Origin of the sequence: Streptomyces sp. NPDC059695, from assembly GCF_042733785.1 — a bacterium.
GTDB lineage: Bacteria > Actinomycetota > Actinomycetes > Streptomycetales > Streptomycetaceae > Streptomyces.
Window position 1 is genome coordinate 100,105 of the sequence record NZ_JBHWFF010000017.1, and the last position, 13,887, is coordinate 113,991.

General features: G+C 73.5%; 10 protein-coding genes. 5 read left to right on the forward strand and 5 right to left on the reverse strand.

Going from position 1 to position 13,887, the window contains the following annotated elements; translation table 11 throughout:
* Window positions 1-8 precede the first annotated feature (8 nt).
* Window positions 9-2,117, reverse strand: coding sequence for a PIG-L family deacetylase (locus ACFV2S_RS22110; RefSeq protein ID WP_385561683.1), 2,109 nt, complete (start codon window positions 2,115-2,117; stop codon window positions 9-11).
* A gap of 297 nt (window positions 2,118-2,414) precedes the next feature.
* On the opposite strand from ACFV2S_RS22110, the gene ACFV2S_RS22115 reads away from it, so the two are divergent.
* On the forward strand, window positions 2,415-5,402 hold the full coding sequence (locus ACFV2S_RS22115; protein WP_385561686.1) for a bifunctional [glutamine synthetase] adenylyltransferase/[glutamine synthetase]-adenylyl-L-tyrosine phosphorylase: 2,988 nt from the start codon (window positions 2,415-2,417) through the stop codon (window positions 5,400-5,402).
* A gap of 6 nt (window positions 5,403-5,408) precedes the next feature.
* Here ACFV2S_RS22115 and ACFV2S_RS22120 read toward each other — a convergent pair whose 3' ends face one another.
* Entirely contained in the window at window positions 5,409-5,852 is a 444-nt protein-coding gene (locus tag ACFV2S_RS22120) for a MarR family winged helix-turn-helix transcriptional regulator (protein ID WP_385561688.1), read from the reverse strand.
* 63 nt (window positions 5,853-5,915) lie between these two features.
* Between ACFV2S_RS22120 and ACFV2S_RS22125 the strand changes: the two genes are divergently transcribed.
* Window positions 5,916-6,326 carry a VOC family protein gene (locus ACFV2S_RS22125; protein WP_385561690.1) on the forward strand — a complete coding sequence of 137 codons (411 nt, stop codon included), beginning with the start codon at window positions 5,916-5,918 and terminating at the stop codon, window positions 6,324-6,326.
* On the opposite strand, the gene ACFV2S_RS22130 is transcribed toward ACFV2S_RS22125, so the two are convergent.
* Window positions 6,317-6,931: a TetR/AcrR family transcriptional regulator gene (locus tag ACFV2S_RS22130; RefSeq protein WP_385561693.1), complete on the reverse strand. Its 615-nt coding sequence runs from the start codon at window positions 6,929-6,931 to the stop codon at window positions 6,317-6,319. The genes ACFV2S_RS22125 and ACFV2S_RS22130 overlap by 10 nt on opposite strands.
* Before the next feature lie 131 nt (window positions 6,932-7,062).
* On the opposite strand from ACFV2S_RS22130, the gene ACFV2S_RS22135 reads away from it, so the two are divergent.
* Both ACFV2S_RS22135 and ACFV2S_RS22140 read left to right on the forward strand, forming a co-directional pair.
* Window positions 7,063-8,601, forward strand: a complete 1,539-nt coding sequence (locus tag ACFV2S_RS22135) for an APC family permease (RefSeq protein WP_385561696.1) — start codon at window positions 7,063-7,065, stop codon at window positions 8,599-8,601.
* The gene (locus tag ACFV2S_RS22140) at window positions 8,511-10,079 is read left to right on the forward strand and encodes an amidohydrolase (RefSeq protein WP_385561699.1); all 1,569 of its coding nucleotides are present in this window, start codon (window positions 8,511-8,513) and stop codon (window positions 10,077-10,079) included. The genes ACFV2S_RS22135 and ACFV2S_RS22140 overlap by 91 nt, the downstream gene beginning before the upstream one ends.
* Window positions 10,080-10,091: 12 nt before the next feature.
* On the opposite strand, the gene ACFV2S_RS22145 is transcribed toward ACFV2S_RS22140, so the two are convergent.
* Together ACFV2S_RS22145 and ACFV2S_RS22150 are read right to left on the reverse strand one after the other, a co-directional pair.
* Window positions 10,092-11,003: a phosphatase PAP2 family protein gene (locus ACFV2S_RS22145; RefSeq protein WP_385561702.1), complete on the reverse strand. Its 912-nt coding sequence runs from the start codon at window positions 11,001-11,003 to the stop codon at window positions 10,092-10,094.
* Window positions 11,004-11,078: 75 nt separating this feature from the next.
* On the reverse strand, window positions 11,079-12,113 hold the full coding sequence (locus ACFV2S_RS22150; protein WP_385561705.1) for a LacI family DNA-binding transcriptional regulator: 1,035 nt from the start codon (window positions 12,111-12,113) through the stop codon (window positions 11,079-11,081).
* Window positions 12,114-12,449: 336 nt separating this feature from the next.
* Here ACFV2S_RS22150 and ACFV2S_RS22155 point away from each other — a divergent pair, with 336 nt between their 5' ends.
* Window positions 12,450-13,727 (forward strand): extracellular solute-binding protein, encoded by a 1,278-nt coding sequence (locus tag ACFV2S_RS22155; protein ID WP_385561708.1) that lies wholly within the window; start codon window positions 12,450-12,452, stop codon window positions 13,725-13,727.
* Window positions 13,728-13,887 lie beyond the last annotated feature (160 nt).

A 13,887-nucleotide genomic window follows, 5' to 3' on the forward strand; every position in this document is an offset into this window, starting at 1 on the left:
AAACGCGGTCAGCGCCCCGCCGGTGTCCAGTGCAGCCGGCCGTCCAGGCCGATCGCCGCGACCCCGTCCGTACCGGCGTCCGGAGCCCCGGAGAACAGGAACGGCTCCAGCGTCCACACCGGCCGCGTCCCGGCCCGGCCGTGCGGGGCCGTCGCCAGGAAGCCGGTGCGGGAGCGGACCGCGAGCAGGCCGTCGCCGCCGCTCACCGGGCCGAAGCCCGCGACGCCGGTGCCGGACAGCTCCGTGACGGGGGAGGCCGGGCCCGCGCCGGAGAAGTCGGCGCTGCGCAGGTCGCCGGAGGCCGGCTTGCGGAACCAGAGGCGCACGCCGTCGCCGTCCGCGGCGGCGCTCGCGCTCAGTGCGAGGGTCGTCGGCGGCAGGCCGGTCGGCGACGGCCCGGTCAGCGGCCCGCCGGGGGTCCGCGCGGACCAGGCGAGGACGGTGACCGGGGTGCTGGCGAAGACGTATCCGCGTCCGCCCGCGTCCGTCGCGGCCACCGGGTCGCCGTAGACCTCCGTGCCGCCGAGCGGGCGCCACGGGCCCCAGCCGCCGTCGGGGAGCTGCTCGCGGGCCGTCAGCCGGTGCAGGCTGTCCCGCAGGACGACGGTGGCCCGGCCGTCGGGGGCCACGGTCACGGCGGGGGCGCTGATGTCCGAGGTCCCCTCGGCGTCGCTCCGCTCGGGCGTGCCGAGCGAGCGCCAGGCGCCGAACGCGCCGCCGGGGGCGCCCTGGACGGTGGTGACGACCTCGCGGCGGTAGGCGGCGGCGTCGCCGCCGAGCACCGTACGGGTGCCGAAGACGGCGATCCGGCCGTCGGGCAGGGTCACGGAGGTGACCCCGCTGTCGAGGCCCGCGCCGGGCAGCAGCTCCGGGCCCCGCCAGGCCACGGCGTCGGCCGGCTTCCGCCAGGCCGCGAGGCGTCCGTCGAGGACGGAGAAGGCGTGCAGCCCGCCGTCGGGGTCGTGCTGGACCCAGGAGGTGGAGGTGCCGCGGGCGTAGCGGACGGTCTGCGTCCAGCCCCGGCCGCCGGGCCGCGCGGCCACCTTCAGGTCGCCGCAGCCCGCGTCGGTCCCGCAGTCGTGGACGCCGTCCAGCCAGGCGTAGGTCTCGAGGGTCCTCAGCTTCGCGTCGGCCGTCTCGGGGTCGAGGGTGTGCGGCAGGACGCTGGTCGGGTAACCGAGGTAGTTCTGCACGCCGACGTGCGGATGGCCGGGCAGCCGCGCGTACCGGTCGAGCGCGGTCTGCGCGAACCGCGCCCCGAACAGGTGGTCCTGGTGGTCCCGGAACTTCCCGCTCCCGGGGTACGTGCCGGGGCTCGGGTCCTGCATCCGTACGAAGGTCGGCCGGAACCGCTCCAGGATCCCGGTCAGCGTGGCGACGACCTGTTCCCTCGTGTAGGCGAAGTCCGCGGAGACCGGGGTGCCGGCGGAGCGCTGCGACTCCAGGGTGGTGATCCGGCCCGTCCAGAGGCCGTGGAGGCTGTGCGGCCGGTCGCCGTTGGTGGCGCCGGCCTCGCGTATCTGCAGCCATACGAGCTTGATCTGCGGCCGGGCGCGCAGGGTGTCCAGCTCGGCCCACCCGCCGCCGGCCGTGGGTATCGCCTCGCGGTCCCAGGCGCTGGTCCGGCTGCCGGTGGCCATCTCGGCGTACGCGGCGCGTATGCCGTTCTGCCGGGCCTCGGCGTAGCCGGCCTTGTCCCGCGGCGCGGTCCCGGCGTCGCGGGGACGCGCGTTGACGCCGTCGGACTCGCCGGCCGTGAGGTAGACGCCGGTGAGGGGGCTGCCGGAGCGCAGGGACTGGGAGGTGTCCGGGTTCATGAAGAACAGGTCGTCGTCCGGGTGGGCCACGATCTGCACCACGGACACCGGGGACCGGGTGCCGCTTCCGGGCTTCCCGGACTTCCCGTGCGCCTCGGCCGGCAGGACCTTCCCGGGCGCCCGCGTCCCCGGGGACGTCCCCGGGGCGGTGGTGTCCTCCAGCGCGTGCGCCGACGGCGTGCGCGGCCCCCCGGTCACCGTGAGGAGACCGGCGAAGGCGCCGCCCACCAGGGCGGCCGTCACCACCGTCGTGGCGGTCCTGCGGCGGGACGGGCGGGCGGGGCGGCGGAGGACGCGCATGTTCGGTGGCGTGCTTTCACAAGAGGTCGGACGAGCGGGACCGTCCCGCGGAAGGCAGGACGAACTTTCAAGGAATACGGTTCATCGGCGTCGAAAAGCCACGGATGTGCGAGACGTCACGTGCGGTCCGCCCCGAACCGCAGGCCTGGTCGACCGGCGGTCCGCCGCGAACCGCAGGCCCGGACGCCCGGCGGTCCGCCGCGACCGCAGGCCTGGACGCCCGCGCCTCCCGCTGCGGCTAGGCTCGATGTCCCGGGTTCGTCCCGGGGCTCGGACATGCTCGGAAGGAGCGGCGGAATGACGGTGCCGGGACGCAGGAGCAGTACGTTCTCACGTCTGCTGCGGCACGGGTTCACCGATCCCTCGGGGGCCGAACGGCTCCTGGACGTGCCCGAGCTGTCCGCCCTGCGCGGCGACTCCGTGCTCCTGGACGCCCTCGGCGCCACCGCCGACCCGGACCTCGCCCTGCGCGGCCTGGTCCGTCTCGTCGAGGCCCAGCCCGAGACGGACCGGGGCACCCTCACCACCACGCTGCTCTCCGCGAAGCCGTTCCGGGACCGGCTCCTCGGGGTGCTCGGTGCCTCCGAGGCGCTCGCCGACCACCTGGCCCGGCACCCCCGCGACTGGGAGTCCCTCGTCCAGTACGAGGCCGCCGACCTGCACCCGGGGGTCCCCGAGTTCGAGCAGGGGCTCGCCGAGGCCACCGACCCGGTGTCGCTGCGGGTCGCGTACCGCCGCTGCCTCCTCGCCATAGCGGCCCGTGACGTGTGCGGCACCGCCGACCTCGCGCAGACCGCCGCCGAGCTCGCCGACCTGGCGACGGCGACCCTGCGCGCCGCGCTCGCCATCGCCCGTACGGCCGAGCCCGCCGACGCCGCCCTGTGCCGGCTCGCGGTGATCGCGATGGGCAAGTGCGGCGGGCACGAGCTGAACTACGTCTCCGACGTGGACGTGATCTTCGTCGGCGAGCCCGTGGAGGGCGCGGACGAGGCCAAGGCGATCCAGGCCGCGACGCGGCTCGCCTCCCACCTGATGCGGATCTGCTCGGAGACCACCGTCGAGGGCACCATCTGGCCGGTCGACGCCAACCTGCGCCCCGAGGGGCGCAACGGCCCCCTCGTCCGCACCCTCTCCTCCCATCTGGCCTACTACCAGCGGTGGGCGAAGACCTGGGAGTTCCAGGCGCTCCTGAAGGCGCGCGCGGTGGCCGGGGACCCGGAGCTCGGCGCCCAGTACATCGACGCCGTCTCCCCGCTCGTCTGGCAGGCCGCCGAGCGCGAGAACTTCGTCCCCGACGTGCAGAAGATGCGCCGCCGCGTCGTCGACAACATCCCGGTGGCCCAGGTCGAGCGCGAGCTCAAGCTGGGCCCCGGCGGACTGCGCGACGTGGAGTTCGCCGTCCAGCTCCTCCAGCTGGTGCACGGCCGCAGCGACGCCACGCTGCACAGCGGCACCACCCTCGACGCGCTCGCGGCCCTCGCCGCCGGCGGCTACGTCGGCCGCGCGGACGCCTCCCAGCTCGACGAGGCGTACCGCTTCCTGCGGGCCATGGAGCACCGCATCCAGCTCCACCGGCTGCGCCGCACCCATCTCGTCCCCGAGGAGGAGGCGGACCTGCGCCGCCTCGGCCGCTCCCTCGGGCTGCGCACCGACCCGGTCGCCGAGCTCAACAAGGAGTGGAAGCGGCACGCGGCCGTCGTCCGGCGGCTGCACGAGAAGCTCTTCTACCGGCCGCTGCTCGACGCGGTCGCCCAGCTCGCCCCCGGCGAGATCCGGCTCAGCCCGAAGGCCGCCGGGCAGCGCCTGGAAGCCCTCGGGTACGCCGACCCGTCCGCCGCCCTGCGCCACCTGGAGGCGCTGGCCTCAGGGGTGAGCCGGAAGGCCGCGATCCAGCGGACGCTGCTGCCGGTGCTGCTCGGCTGGTTCGCCGACTCGGCCGACCCGGACGCCGGACTCCTCGGCTTCCGGAAGGTCTCCGACGCCCTCGGCAAGACCCCCTGGTACCTGCGGCTGCTGCGCGACGAGGGCGCCGCCGCCGAGAACCTCGCCCGGGTGCTCTCCGCCGGGCGCCTCGCCCCCGACCTGCTGCTCCGTGCCCCCGAGGCCGTCGCGATCCTCGGCGACCCGGAGGGTCTGAGGCCGCGCGGCCGGGACCACCTGGAGCAGGAGGTCCTGGCGGCGGTGGGCCGCGCGGACGACGCCGAGCAGGCCGTGGCGGCGGCCCGCGGGGTGCGCCGCCGGGAGCTGTTCCGCACGGCCGCGGCCGATCTCATCGGCTCGTACGGCACCGAGGACAACCCCCGCGAGCCCGACCCGGGCGCGCTCGTCGACCGGGTGGGGGAGGCCGTCACCGACCTGAACGCGGCGACGATCGCCGGCGCCCTGCGGGCCGCCGTGCGCGCCGAGTGGGGCGACGAGCTGCCGACCCGGTTCACGGTCATCGGCATGGGCCGCTTCGGCGGCAACGAGCTGGGGTACGGCTCCGACGCCGACGTGCTGTTCGTGCACGAGCCCCGCGAGGGCGTCGACGAGCAGGAGGCGGCCCGGGCCGCCAACCGGGTGGTCGCCGAGATGCGGCGGCTCCTCCAGCTGCCCACCGCCGACCCGCCGTTGCTCATCGACGCGGACCTGCGCCCCGAGGGCAAGAGCGGCCCCCTGGTGCGCAGCCTGAAGTCGTACGAGGCCTACTACCGCCGCTGGTCGCTCGTCTGGGAGAGCCAGGCGCTGCTGCGCGCCGAGCCCATGGCGGGGGACCGCGAGCTGGGCGAGCGGTTCGTGGAGCTCGTCGACCCGCTGCGCTACCCGGCCGAGGGGCTCGGCGAGGACGCCGTCCGCGAGATCCGCCGCCTCAAGGCCCGGATGGAGTCGGAGCGGCTGCCGCGCGGCGCCGACCCCACCCTGCACGCCAAGCTCGGGCGCGGCGGGCTCAGCGACGTCGAGTGGACGGTCCAGCTGATCCAGATGCGGCACGGCTGGGCCGAGCCGGGCCTGCGGACGACCCGGACCCGCGAGGCCCTGCGCGCCGCGCACGCGGCGGGGCTGATCCCGACGGAGGAGGCGCAGACCCTCGACGAGGCCTGGGTCCTCGCCACCCGGGTGCGCAACGCGGTGATGCTGGTCCGCGGCCGTCCGGGCGACACGTTCCCCTCGGATCCGCGCGAACTCGCGGCGGTCGCGCGGTACCTGGGGTACGAGCCGGGGCACGTCGGCGAGATGGTCGACGACTACCGGCGCGTCACGCGCCGTGCCAGGGCCGTCGTCGAGGAGCTCTTCTACGGGGCGTAGCGGCGCTCAGCCGAGCCCTTGGTGCACCCGCAGCAGCAGGCCCTGGAGCAGCTCGCGTTCCTCCGGGGCCAGGGGGGCGAGCAGCCCGTCCTGGACGGACCTGGCCTCGGCGTCCAGTTCGGCGAGGAGGGTGCGGCCGGCGGGCGCGAGGGAGACGGAGACCCGGCGCCGGTCCTCGGGGTCGCGTGCCCGCTCGACGTAGCCGCCGGTGGCCAGCTGGTCGACCACCTTGGCCATGTCGCTGGGGTCGACACCGAGCCGGACGACCAGGTCGCGCTGCGCGTGCGGCCCGAAGTCGGAGAGGGCGGCGAGCACCGCCATGTCCCAGAGGCGCAGGCCGCGTCCGGCCAGGCGGTCGGCGAGGCGGCCCCGGGCCGCCTTGCCGATCCGGGAGAGCAGATAGGTGCTGAGGCCGAGCAGGGCGGGCGGGGTGGATCGCGCGGAGGACATGACAGAAGTCTAAGGTCCGCTCCTATAGTGGGTGCGGACCTATTATTCTTCGAGGAGCCCGCCGTGGACGTCCCGTACCCCCGCCTGCTCGTCAGCCGCTTCGCCGACTGCTTCCGGTTCTACGCGGCGGTCCTGCCCCCGCTGGCCGGCGCGGACCTCGACAAGGGCGCGCCGGAAGGGCCGTACGCCGGCTGGGAGGTGGACGGCAGGGCCGTCCTGGTGCTCTTCGACCGCGGCGCGATGGCCTCGGTCCTCGGCACCGGTGCCCTGCCGGTCCGGCCGGCTCCGGCCCAGGACGCCGCGATGCTCGTCCTGCGCGTGACCGACGTGGACGCGGCCCTCGCCCTCTGCCTGGAGTCCGGCGGCGAGCCCCTGCTGGGCGCGGCGGACCGTCCGGAGTGGGGGCCCGGGCTGCGGACCGCCCATCTCCGCGACCCCGAGGGGCATCTGATCGAGCTGCAGTCCTACAGCTGATCCGCGTCGAGCAGCGTCCGGACGTGCTCCAGATAGCCGCCGAGGGCCAGCTCGAAGGCCTGGTCGGAGCGGGACTCCGGGGCCGCGCCGAGGGCGCGGGCCAGCTGGGGCGTCGCCGTCTCGTCGGCGAGCTCCCACATCGCCTCGGGGGCGGCCATGTCGAGGGCCGAGCCGAGGACGACGTTCTCCAGGGCGATGATCACCGGCATGACGTCCGCCAGGGCGAAGCCCGCGTCGAGCAGGCGGACGACCGCGCGCTCGTACTGCGCGAGGACCCCGGGCGCGCGCACCGGTGAGGTGGTGAGGAGCGGGATCGCGCGCGGGTGGGCGGCGAAGGCGGCCCGGTAGGAGCGGGCCCAGGCGGCCATGGCGGCGTCCCAGGGCTCCCGTTCGAGGGTCGCGCCGTCGATGGCGGCGGCCACCCGCTCGCGCAGCAGCTCGACGATGCCGTCCCGGCCGTCGACGTGGTGGTAGACGGAGGCCGTCTGCACCCCGAGCCGCCTGGCGATCTGCGGGACGCTGAACTCTCCCTGCTCGTCGACGATCTCGAGCGCCGTGGTGGTGATCCGCTCCCGGTCGAGGAGCGGTCTGCGCGGCCGGCCCATGAATCGACACTCCCTGTTCGGCTGCTGCCGGTTCCGATGTTCGTCGGGTCTTCCCGAACGGTCCAGGGCGAGGCTACATTGCGCAAACCGAAAGCCTTTAGGTTTCCTGTCGCGGAAAGGCTTCCCCCGCCATGCCCTCACCCACCCCCGACGAGCCCCCGGGCCTGAGAACCGGCACCCTCGGCACCGCCGACATCTCCTTCTTCGTCGTCTCCGCCGCCGCCCCGCTCACCGTCATGGCCGGCGTCGCCCCCGTCGCCATCCTGCTCGGCGGCATCGGCGCCCCCGTCGGCTACCTCCTCGCCGGCCTCACCCTCACCGTCTTCGCCGTCGGCTTCACCACCATGAGCCGCCACGTCCGCAGCGCCGGCGCGTTCTACGCGTACATCACCCGCGGCCTCGGCACCCCGGTCGGCATCGCCGCCGCCCTCGTCGCCATGCTCGGCTACAACGGCATGGAGATCGGCGTCTACGGACTCCTCGGCTCCGCCACCTCCGACACCGCCGCCGCCCTCGGCCACCACGTCCCCTGGCTCCCCGTCTCCCTCGCCGGGCTCCTGGTCATCTGGTACGGCGGCTACCGCTCCATCGACTTCGGCGCCAAGGTCCTCGGCGTGCTCCTCGTCGCCGAGACGGGCATCCTCGTCCTCCTCGCCGGCGGCGTCCTCCTCGACGGCGGGGCGGACGGCCTCTCCCTCGGCGGCCTCGCCCCCGCGCACGTCCTCACCGGCGGCACCGCCGCCGTCCTCGCCTTCGCCTTCGCCGCCTTCACCGGCTTCGAGTCCACCGTGATCTACCGGCGCGAGGCGAAGGACCCCGAGCGCACCATCCCCCGCGCCACCTACATCGCGGTCGCCTTCCTCGGCCTCTTCTACGCCTTCGTCGTCTGGACCGTCATCCAGGCCTTCGGCGAGGACAAGGTCGTCCAGGCCGCCGCCGACGACCCCGGCGGCCTCTTCTTCGCCGCCATCACCACCTACGTCGGAGCCTGGGCCGCCGACCTGATGCACCTGCTCATCATCACCAGCGTCCTCGCCTCCCTCCTCGCCTTCCACAACGCCATCAACCGCTACGCGCTCTCCCTCTCCGAGGAGGGCGTCCTGCCGAAGGCCCTCGCCCGGATCCACCCCCGCCACCGCTCCCCGTACGTGGCCGGAGCGGCCCAGACCGCACTGGGCGCCCTCGTCGTCCTCGCCTTCGCGCTCGCCGGGGCCGACCCGTACCAGCAGCTCCTCCTCTGGGTGAACACCCCGGGGATGATCGGACTGATGATCCTCCAGCTGCTCGCCGCGCTCGCCGTGCCCTGCTTCTTCCGGCGGATCGACCACAGCGAGGGCGTGCTGCGCACCGTCGTCGCCCCCGTGGTCGCCTTCCTCCTGCTCGCCGGGGCGATAGGCCTGGTCACCGCCCACGTCGACCTCTTCACCGGGGCCTCCACGACGGTCAACACCGTGCTCGTCTCCCTCGCCCCCGCCGTCTTCCTCCTCGGGCTCCTCCTCGCGCGCCGGCTCCGCCGGACCCGCCCCGAGACCTACGCCCGCTTCGCCGCAGAACCCGACTCCGAAGGAGCAGACCCCTCGTGTCCGCACCCGACCTCGTCCTCGTCAACGCCCGCGTCCGCGACCCCGAGCTCACCGGCGCCACCGCCCTCGCCGTCCATGGCGGAGTGATCACCGCCGTCGGCACCGACGCGGAGGCCCGCACCTGGGCCGGACCCGGCACCGAGACGATCGACCTCGCCGGCGCCACTCTCACCCCCGGCCTCACCGACGCCCACAGCCACCCCGTCTGGGGCCTGGAGATGTTCACCGGCACCGACCTGTCCGGCGTCACCGGCCTCGAAGGACTGCGCGCCGCCCTCCGCGCCGCCGAGCGCCGCGACGGCTGGGTCGTCGGCTTCGGCCTCGACCACAACGTCTTCGGCGGCCGCCCGGTCCACCGCGAGCTGATCGAGGACGCCCTCGGCGGCGCCCCCGCCCTCCTGCGCCTCTACGACGGACACTCCGCCCTCGCGAGCGCCGCCGCCCTCAGGGCCGCCGGCATCGACGGACCCCGCGCCTTCGCCCAGCACTCCGAGATCGTCTGCGACACCGACGGCCGCCCCACCGGACACCTCGTCGAGCACGCCGCCATGGACCTGATGACCCCGGTGCTGCCCACGCAGCCGTACACCGAGCGCCGCGACCGGCTCGTCGGGCTCCTCGGCGAGATGGCCGCCACCGGCCTCACCGCCGCCCACGTCATGGACCTCGGCGGCCACGACGTCCCCGGTCTGCTCGCCGGCATCGAGGAGGACGGCGACCTGCCCGTCCGCCTCCGCCTCGCCCCCTGGTGCATGCCCGGCGCCACCGCCGAGGAGCTCGACGGATTCGTACGGCTCCAGGAGCGGGCCGGACGCCTCTGGGCGATCGGCGGCGTGAAGTTCTTCATGGACGGCACCGTCGAGGGCGGCACCGCGTGGCTGGAGCACGCCGACTGCCACGGCCAGGGCACCGACGCCTTCTGGCCCGATCCGGCCGCGTACTCCGCCGCCGTGCGCCACCTCCACCGGGCCGGGGTCGGCACCGCCACCCACGCCATCGGAGACGCCGCCGTCCGGCACGTCCTCGACACCGTGGAGGCCCTCGGCACCGGCGGCCCCCGCCACCGGATCGAGCACATCGAGACCGTCCCCGACGACCAGCTGGGCCGCTTCGCCGCGCTCGGCGTCGTCGCCTCGATGCAGCCCCCGCACACCGCGTACACCCGCGCCGACCACACCGACGAGTGGTCCAGGCGGCTCGGCGACGAGCGGGCCGCCCGCGCCTGGCGCTGCCGCGACCTGCGGGACGCCGGCGCGCACCTCGCGCTCGGTTCGGACTGGCCCATCGCCCACCACGACGCCCGGCAGGTCCTCGCCACGGCGCGGGCCCCGCGCGGCGCGGCCTCGGCCCACCGCGGCCTGACCGGGCTGATGGCCCTGGAGGGGATGACCACGCACGCGGCGCTCGCGGCGGGGGAGGAGGCGGTCGCGGGGCGGATCGCCCCGGGCTTCCGGGCCGACCTCGCCGCCTTCGGCGTGGACCCGGTCGAGGCCCCGGCGGACGAGACCGCCGAGGCCCCGGTCCGGCTGACGGTCGCGGGGGGCAGGGTCACGCACCGGGGCTGACCGGCGGCGGGATCACCTGCCGGAGCGGACCTGCTCCTCGGCGTCCTCGGGGGCGCGGTCCGTCCCCTTCGCCGGGGGCGGGCCGCCCCGTCCGACGACGCCGACCGGCTCCACCAGCTTCGGCAGCCGGTGCGGACGGGAGCCGTACCAGAAGTAGGAGACGGCGAAGCCGAAGGCCAGGCAGATCATGCCGCCGACCGCGTCCATCCAGAAGTGGTTGGCCGTGGCGACGATGACGACGAGCGTCGCCGTCGGGTACAGCAGGCCGAGGATCCGCGCCCAGGGCGCCTTGGCCAGCAGGAAGATGGTCACGCCGCACCACAGGGACCAGCCGATGTGCATCGACGGCATCGCCGCGTACTGGTTCGACACGTGCTTGAGGTTCCCCGAGGCCATCGAGCCCCAGGTGTGGTGGACGAGCACCGTGTCGACGAAGTTCTGGCCGTTCATGAGCCGGGGCGGCGCGAGCGGGTACAGGTAGTAGCCGACCAGGGCGACACCGGTGGTGGCGAAGAGGATCGTACGGAACGCCGCGTAACGGCCCGGATGCCATCGGTACAGCCACACCAGCACACCGATGGTCACGACGAAGTGCAGCGTGGCGTAGTAGTAGTTCATCGACACGATCAGCCATGTCACCGAGTTCACGGCATGGTTGACGGCGTGCTCGAAGGCGAGCCCGAGGGAGTTCTCGGCCTTCCAGATCCAGTCGGCGTTCCTGAGCGCCTCGGCCTTCTGCTCCGGCACCGCGTTCCGGATGAGCGAGTACGTCCAGTAACTCACCGCGATGAGCAGGATCTCGAACCAGATCGTCGGGCGCCGGGGCGTGTGCGCGCGCAGCCGCGCGAACCTGCCCTCGCCGTTCACGATGGGTGACGACGGGGTCGTCCGGCTGTCCAAGCTCTTCACGGTCGTTTCACCCATAGCGAGAGAGTCTGCCAGATCCCGTCCCCCCGACCGATCATCCCTCGGTCTGGTTCCGGGTGCACCCGGTCCACCTCAGGAAGGAGTGCGCGCGGGCACCGGGGCGGATGCGGTCGAGCCGCGAACCACCAGCTCAGGCATGAAGACGAACTCGGAGTGCGGGGCCGGGGTGCCCCCCACCTCCTCCAGGAGCGCGCGGACCGCGGCCTGCCCCATCGCCTGCACCGGCTGCCGGATGGTGGTCAGCGGCGGATCGGTGAAGGCTATGAGCGGAGAGTCGTCGAAGCCGACGACCGAGACGTCCCGGGGGACGTCCAGACCCTGCTGCCGGGCCGCCCGGATCGCGCCGAGCGCCATCATGTCGCTCGCGCAGACCACCGCCGTGCAGCCCCGGGAGATCAGCGCCCCCGCCGCCGCCTGACCGCCCTCCAGCGTGTAGAGCGAGTGCTGGATCAGCGCCTCGGACTCCTCGGGGCCGAGACCGAGCCGCTCCTGCATGCCCTGCTGGAAGCCCTCTATCTTGCGCAGCACCGGCACGAAGCGCTTCGGCCCGACGGCGAGCCCGATGCGGGTGTGGCCGAGCGCGGCCAGGTGCGTCACGGCCAGCCGCATCGCCGCCCGGTCGTCGGGCGACACGAACGGCGCCTGGACCTTGGGGGAGAAGCCGTTGAGCAGGACGTACGGGACGCCCTTGCCGCGCAGCTGGTCGTAGCGCGTCATGTCGGCGGTGGTGTCGGCGTGCAGACCGGAGACGAAGATGATGCCGGCGACACCGCGCTCCACGAGCATGTCGGTGAGCTCGTCCTCGGTGGACCCGCCGGGGGTCTGCGTGGCCAGGACCGGCGTGTACCCCTGCCGGGTCAGGGCCTGCCCGATGACCTGGGCGAGGGCGGGGAAGATCGGGTTGTCCAGCTCGGGGGTGATGAGGCCGACGAGCCCCGCGCTGCGCTGGCGCAGGCGGACGGGCCGCTCGTAGCCGAGCACGTCGAGCGCGGCAAGGACGGACTCGCGGGTGGCGGCTGCCACGCCCGGCTTGCCGTTGAGCACGCGGCTGACTGTGGCCTCACTGACCCCCGCCTGGGCTGCGATGTCTGAGAGCCGCGCGGTCATGAACGTGGACTGTACCGGTCACAGGGCGTATTGCCCACCGCTGCTCCACAGACCGTCACGGCAAGCCGCTTCCGCAAGCTCTTGCAGCCCTTGCGGGGGTCCTGTGGGGGGTTTCGGGCCGTAAAGGGGGGTCGCCCGCCCCTGTCAAGCGATCCTTCGGCAACCTTCGGGACACGCGGATGTAACGATCGCCGGGTCTTGCAGAAAGTTCCCGCAAGGTCTTTCGGCGCGTTTTCATCCCTGTTACGTTCCTGGCAACCCGGAGCGCCGCGAGGGAGCGGTCGCATGAGGAAGGTTCCAGACCCTCGTCCCCCCGGGATCATTGAAGGAGTTCACATGCGGCGTGGCATAGCGGCCACCGCGCTGGTCGCGGCCCTGGGCGTGACCCTGGCGGCGTGCGGCGGAAGCGACAGCGGTTCCAACGGCGGCTCGAAGGGCTCGGGCGAGCTCTCCGGCACCGTGACGTGGTGGGACACCTCCACGGTCGGCTCCGAGGACAAGGTCTTCAAGAAGGTCGCCGAGGACTTCAAGAAGCAGCACCCCAAGGTCACCGTCAAGTACGTGAACGTGCCGTTCGGCGAGGCGCAGAACAAGTTCAAGAACGCCGCGCAGTCCGGCTCCGGTGCGCCCGACGTCATCCGCTCCGAGGTCGCCTGGACCCCCGAGTTCGCCGACCTCGGCTACCTCGCCCCGCTGGACGGCACCCCCGCCCTCAAGAACCAGGACGACTTCCTGGAGCAGGCCGCAGCCTCCACGAAGTACAACGGCAAGACCTACGCCGTCCCGCAGGTCATCGACTCCATGGGCATCTTCTACAACAAGAAGATCTTCAAGGAGGCCGGCGTCGAGGTCCCCAAGACCATCGACGAGCTGAAGTCCGTCTCCGCCAAGATCAAGCAGAAGACCGGCAAGACCGGCCTGTACCTACGCGGCGACGACGCCTACTGGTTCCTCTCCTTCCTGTACGGCGAGGGCGGCGACCTCGTCGACGCCCCGAACAAGAAGATCACCGTCGACAACCCGGCCGGCGTGAAGGCCTTCAAGGTCGTCAAGGACCTGGTCGACTCCGGCGCGGCCAAGACCGACGCCACCGACGGCTGGAACAACATGCAGACCGCCTTCAAGGACGGCAAGGTCGCCATGATGATCAACGGCCCGTGGGCCGTCGCCGACACCTACGCCGGCAAGGAGTTCACCGACAAGGCCAACCTGGGCATCGCCCCGGTCCCGGCCGGCTCGGGCGGCCAGGGCGCCCCGCAGGGCGGCCACAACCTCGCCGTCTACGCGGGCTCCAAGAACCTCGACGCCTCCTACGCCTTCGCCGAGTACATGACCTCGGCCGAGACCCAGGCGAAGATCTCGACGGAGCTCAGCCTCCTCCCGACCCGCCAGTCCGTCTACATCAAGCCGGACGTCGCGACCAACGAGATGATCACCTTCTTCAAGCCGGTCGTCGACAAGGCCGTCGAGCGCCCCTGGATCCCCGAGACCGGCAGCCTCTTCGCGCCGCTCGTCACCGAGTACACCAAGGTCCTGACCGGCCAGACCACCCCGGAGACGGGAGCCAAGACGGTGGGCGACGGCTACCGCAAGCTCCTGAAGGACTGGAAGTAACAGGAAGGCAGGCCGGCTGATGGCTGTGGACACCCCCAGCCAGTCGGTGGCGAAGGGCGCGGGGGGCGCCCGGCCGCCCCCGCGCGCGCGCGCCCACGGTCAAACACCGCGGCCAGGGGCGGAGCCAAAACAACCACCACTGATGAGGCGTCAGAATGGT

What these genes read in the sequence shown, in the direction of transcription:
- ACFV2S_RS22135 (WP_385561696.1), top strand. Translation starts at nt 7,063, where the DNA reads ATGCCCTCACCCACCCCCGACGAGCCCCCGGGCCTGAGAACCGGCACC.
- ACFV2S_RS22110 (WP_385561683.1), bottom strand. Translation starts at nt 2,117, where the DNA reads ATGCGCGTCCTCCGCCGCCCCGCCCGCCCGTCCCGCCGCAGGACCGCC.
- ACFV2S_RS22145 (WP_385561702.1), bottom strand. Translation starts at nt 11,003, where the DNA reads ATGGGTGAAACGACCGTGAAGAGCTTGGACAGCCGGACGACCCCGTCG.
- ACFV2S_RS22130 (WP_385561693.1), bottom strand. Translation starts at nt 6,931, where the DNA reads ATGGGCCGGCCGCGCAGACCGCTCCTCGACCGGGAGCGGATCACCACC.
- ACFV2S_RS22115 (WP_385561686.1), top strand. Translation starts at nt 2,415, where the DNA reads ATGACGGTGCCGGGACGCAGGAGCAGTACGTTCTCACGTCTGCTGCGG.
- ACFV2S_RS22150 (WP_385561705.1), bottom strand. Translation starts at nt 12,113, where the DNA reads ATGACCGCGCGGCTCTCAGACATCGCAGCCCAGGCGGGGGTCAGTGAG.
- ACFV2S_RS22155 (WP_385561708.1), top strand. Translation starts at nt 12,450, where the DNA reads ATGCGGCGTGGCATAGCGGCCACCGCGCTGGTCGCGGCCCTGGGCGTG.
- ACFV2S_RS22120 (WP_385561688.1), bottom strand. Translation starts at nt 5,852, where the DNA reads ATGTCCTCCGCGCGATCCACCCCGCCCGCCCTGCTCGGCCTCAGCACC.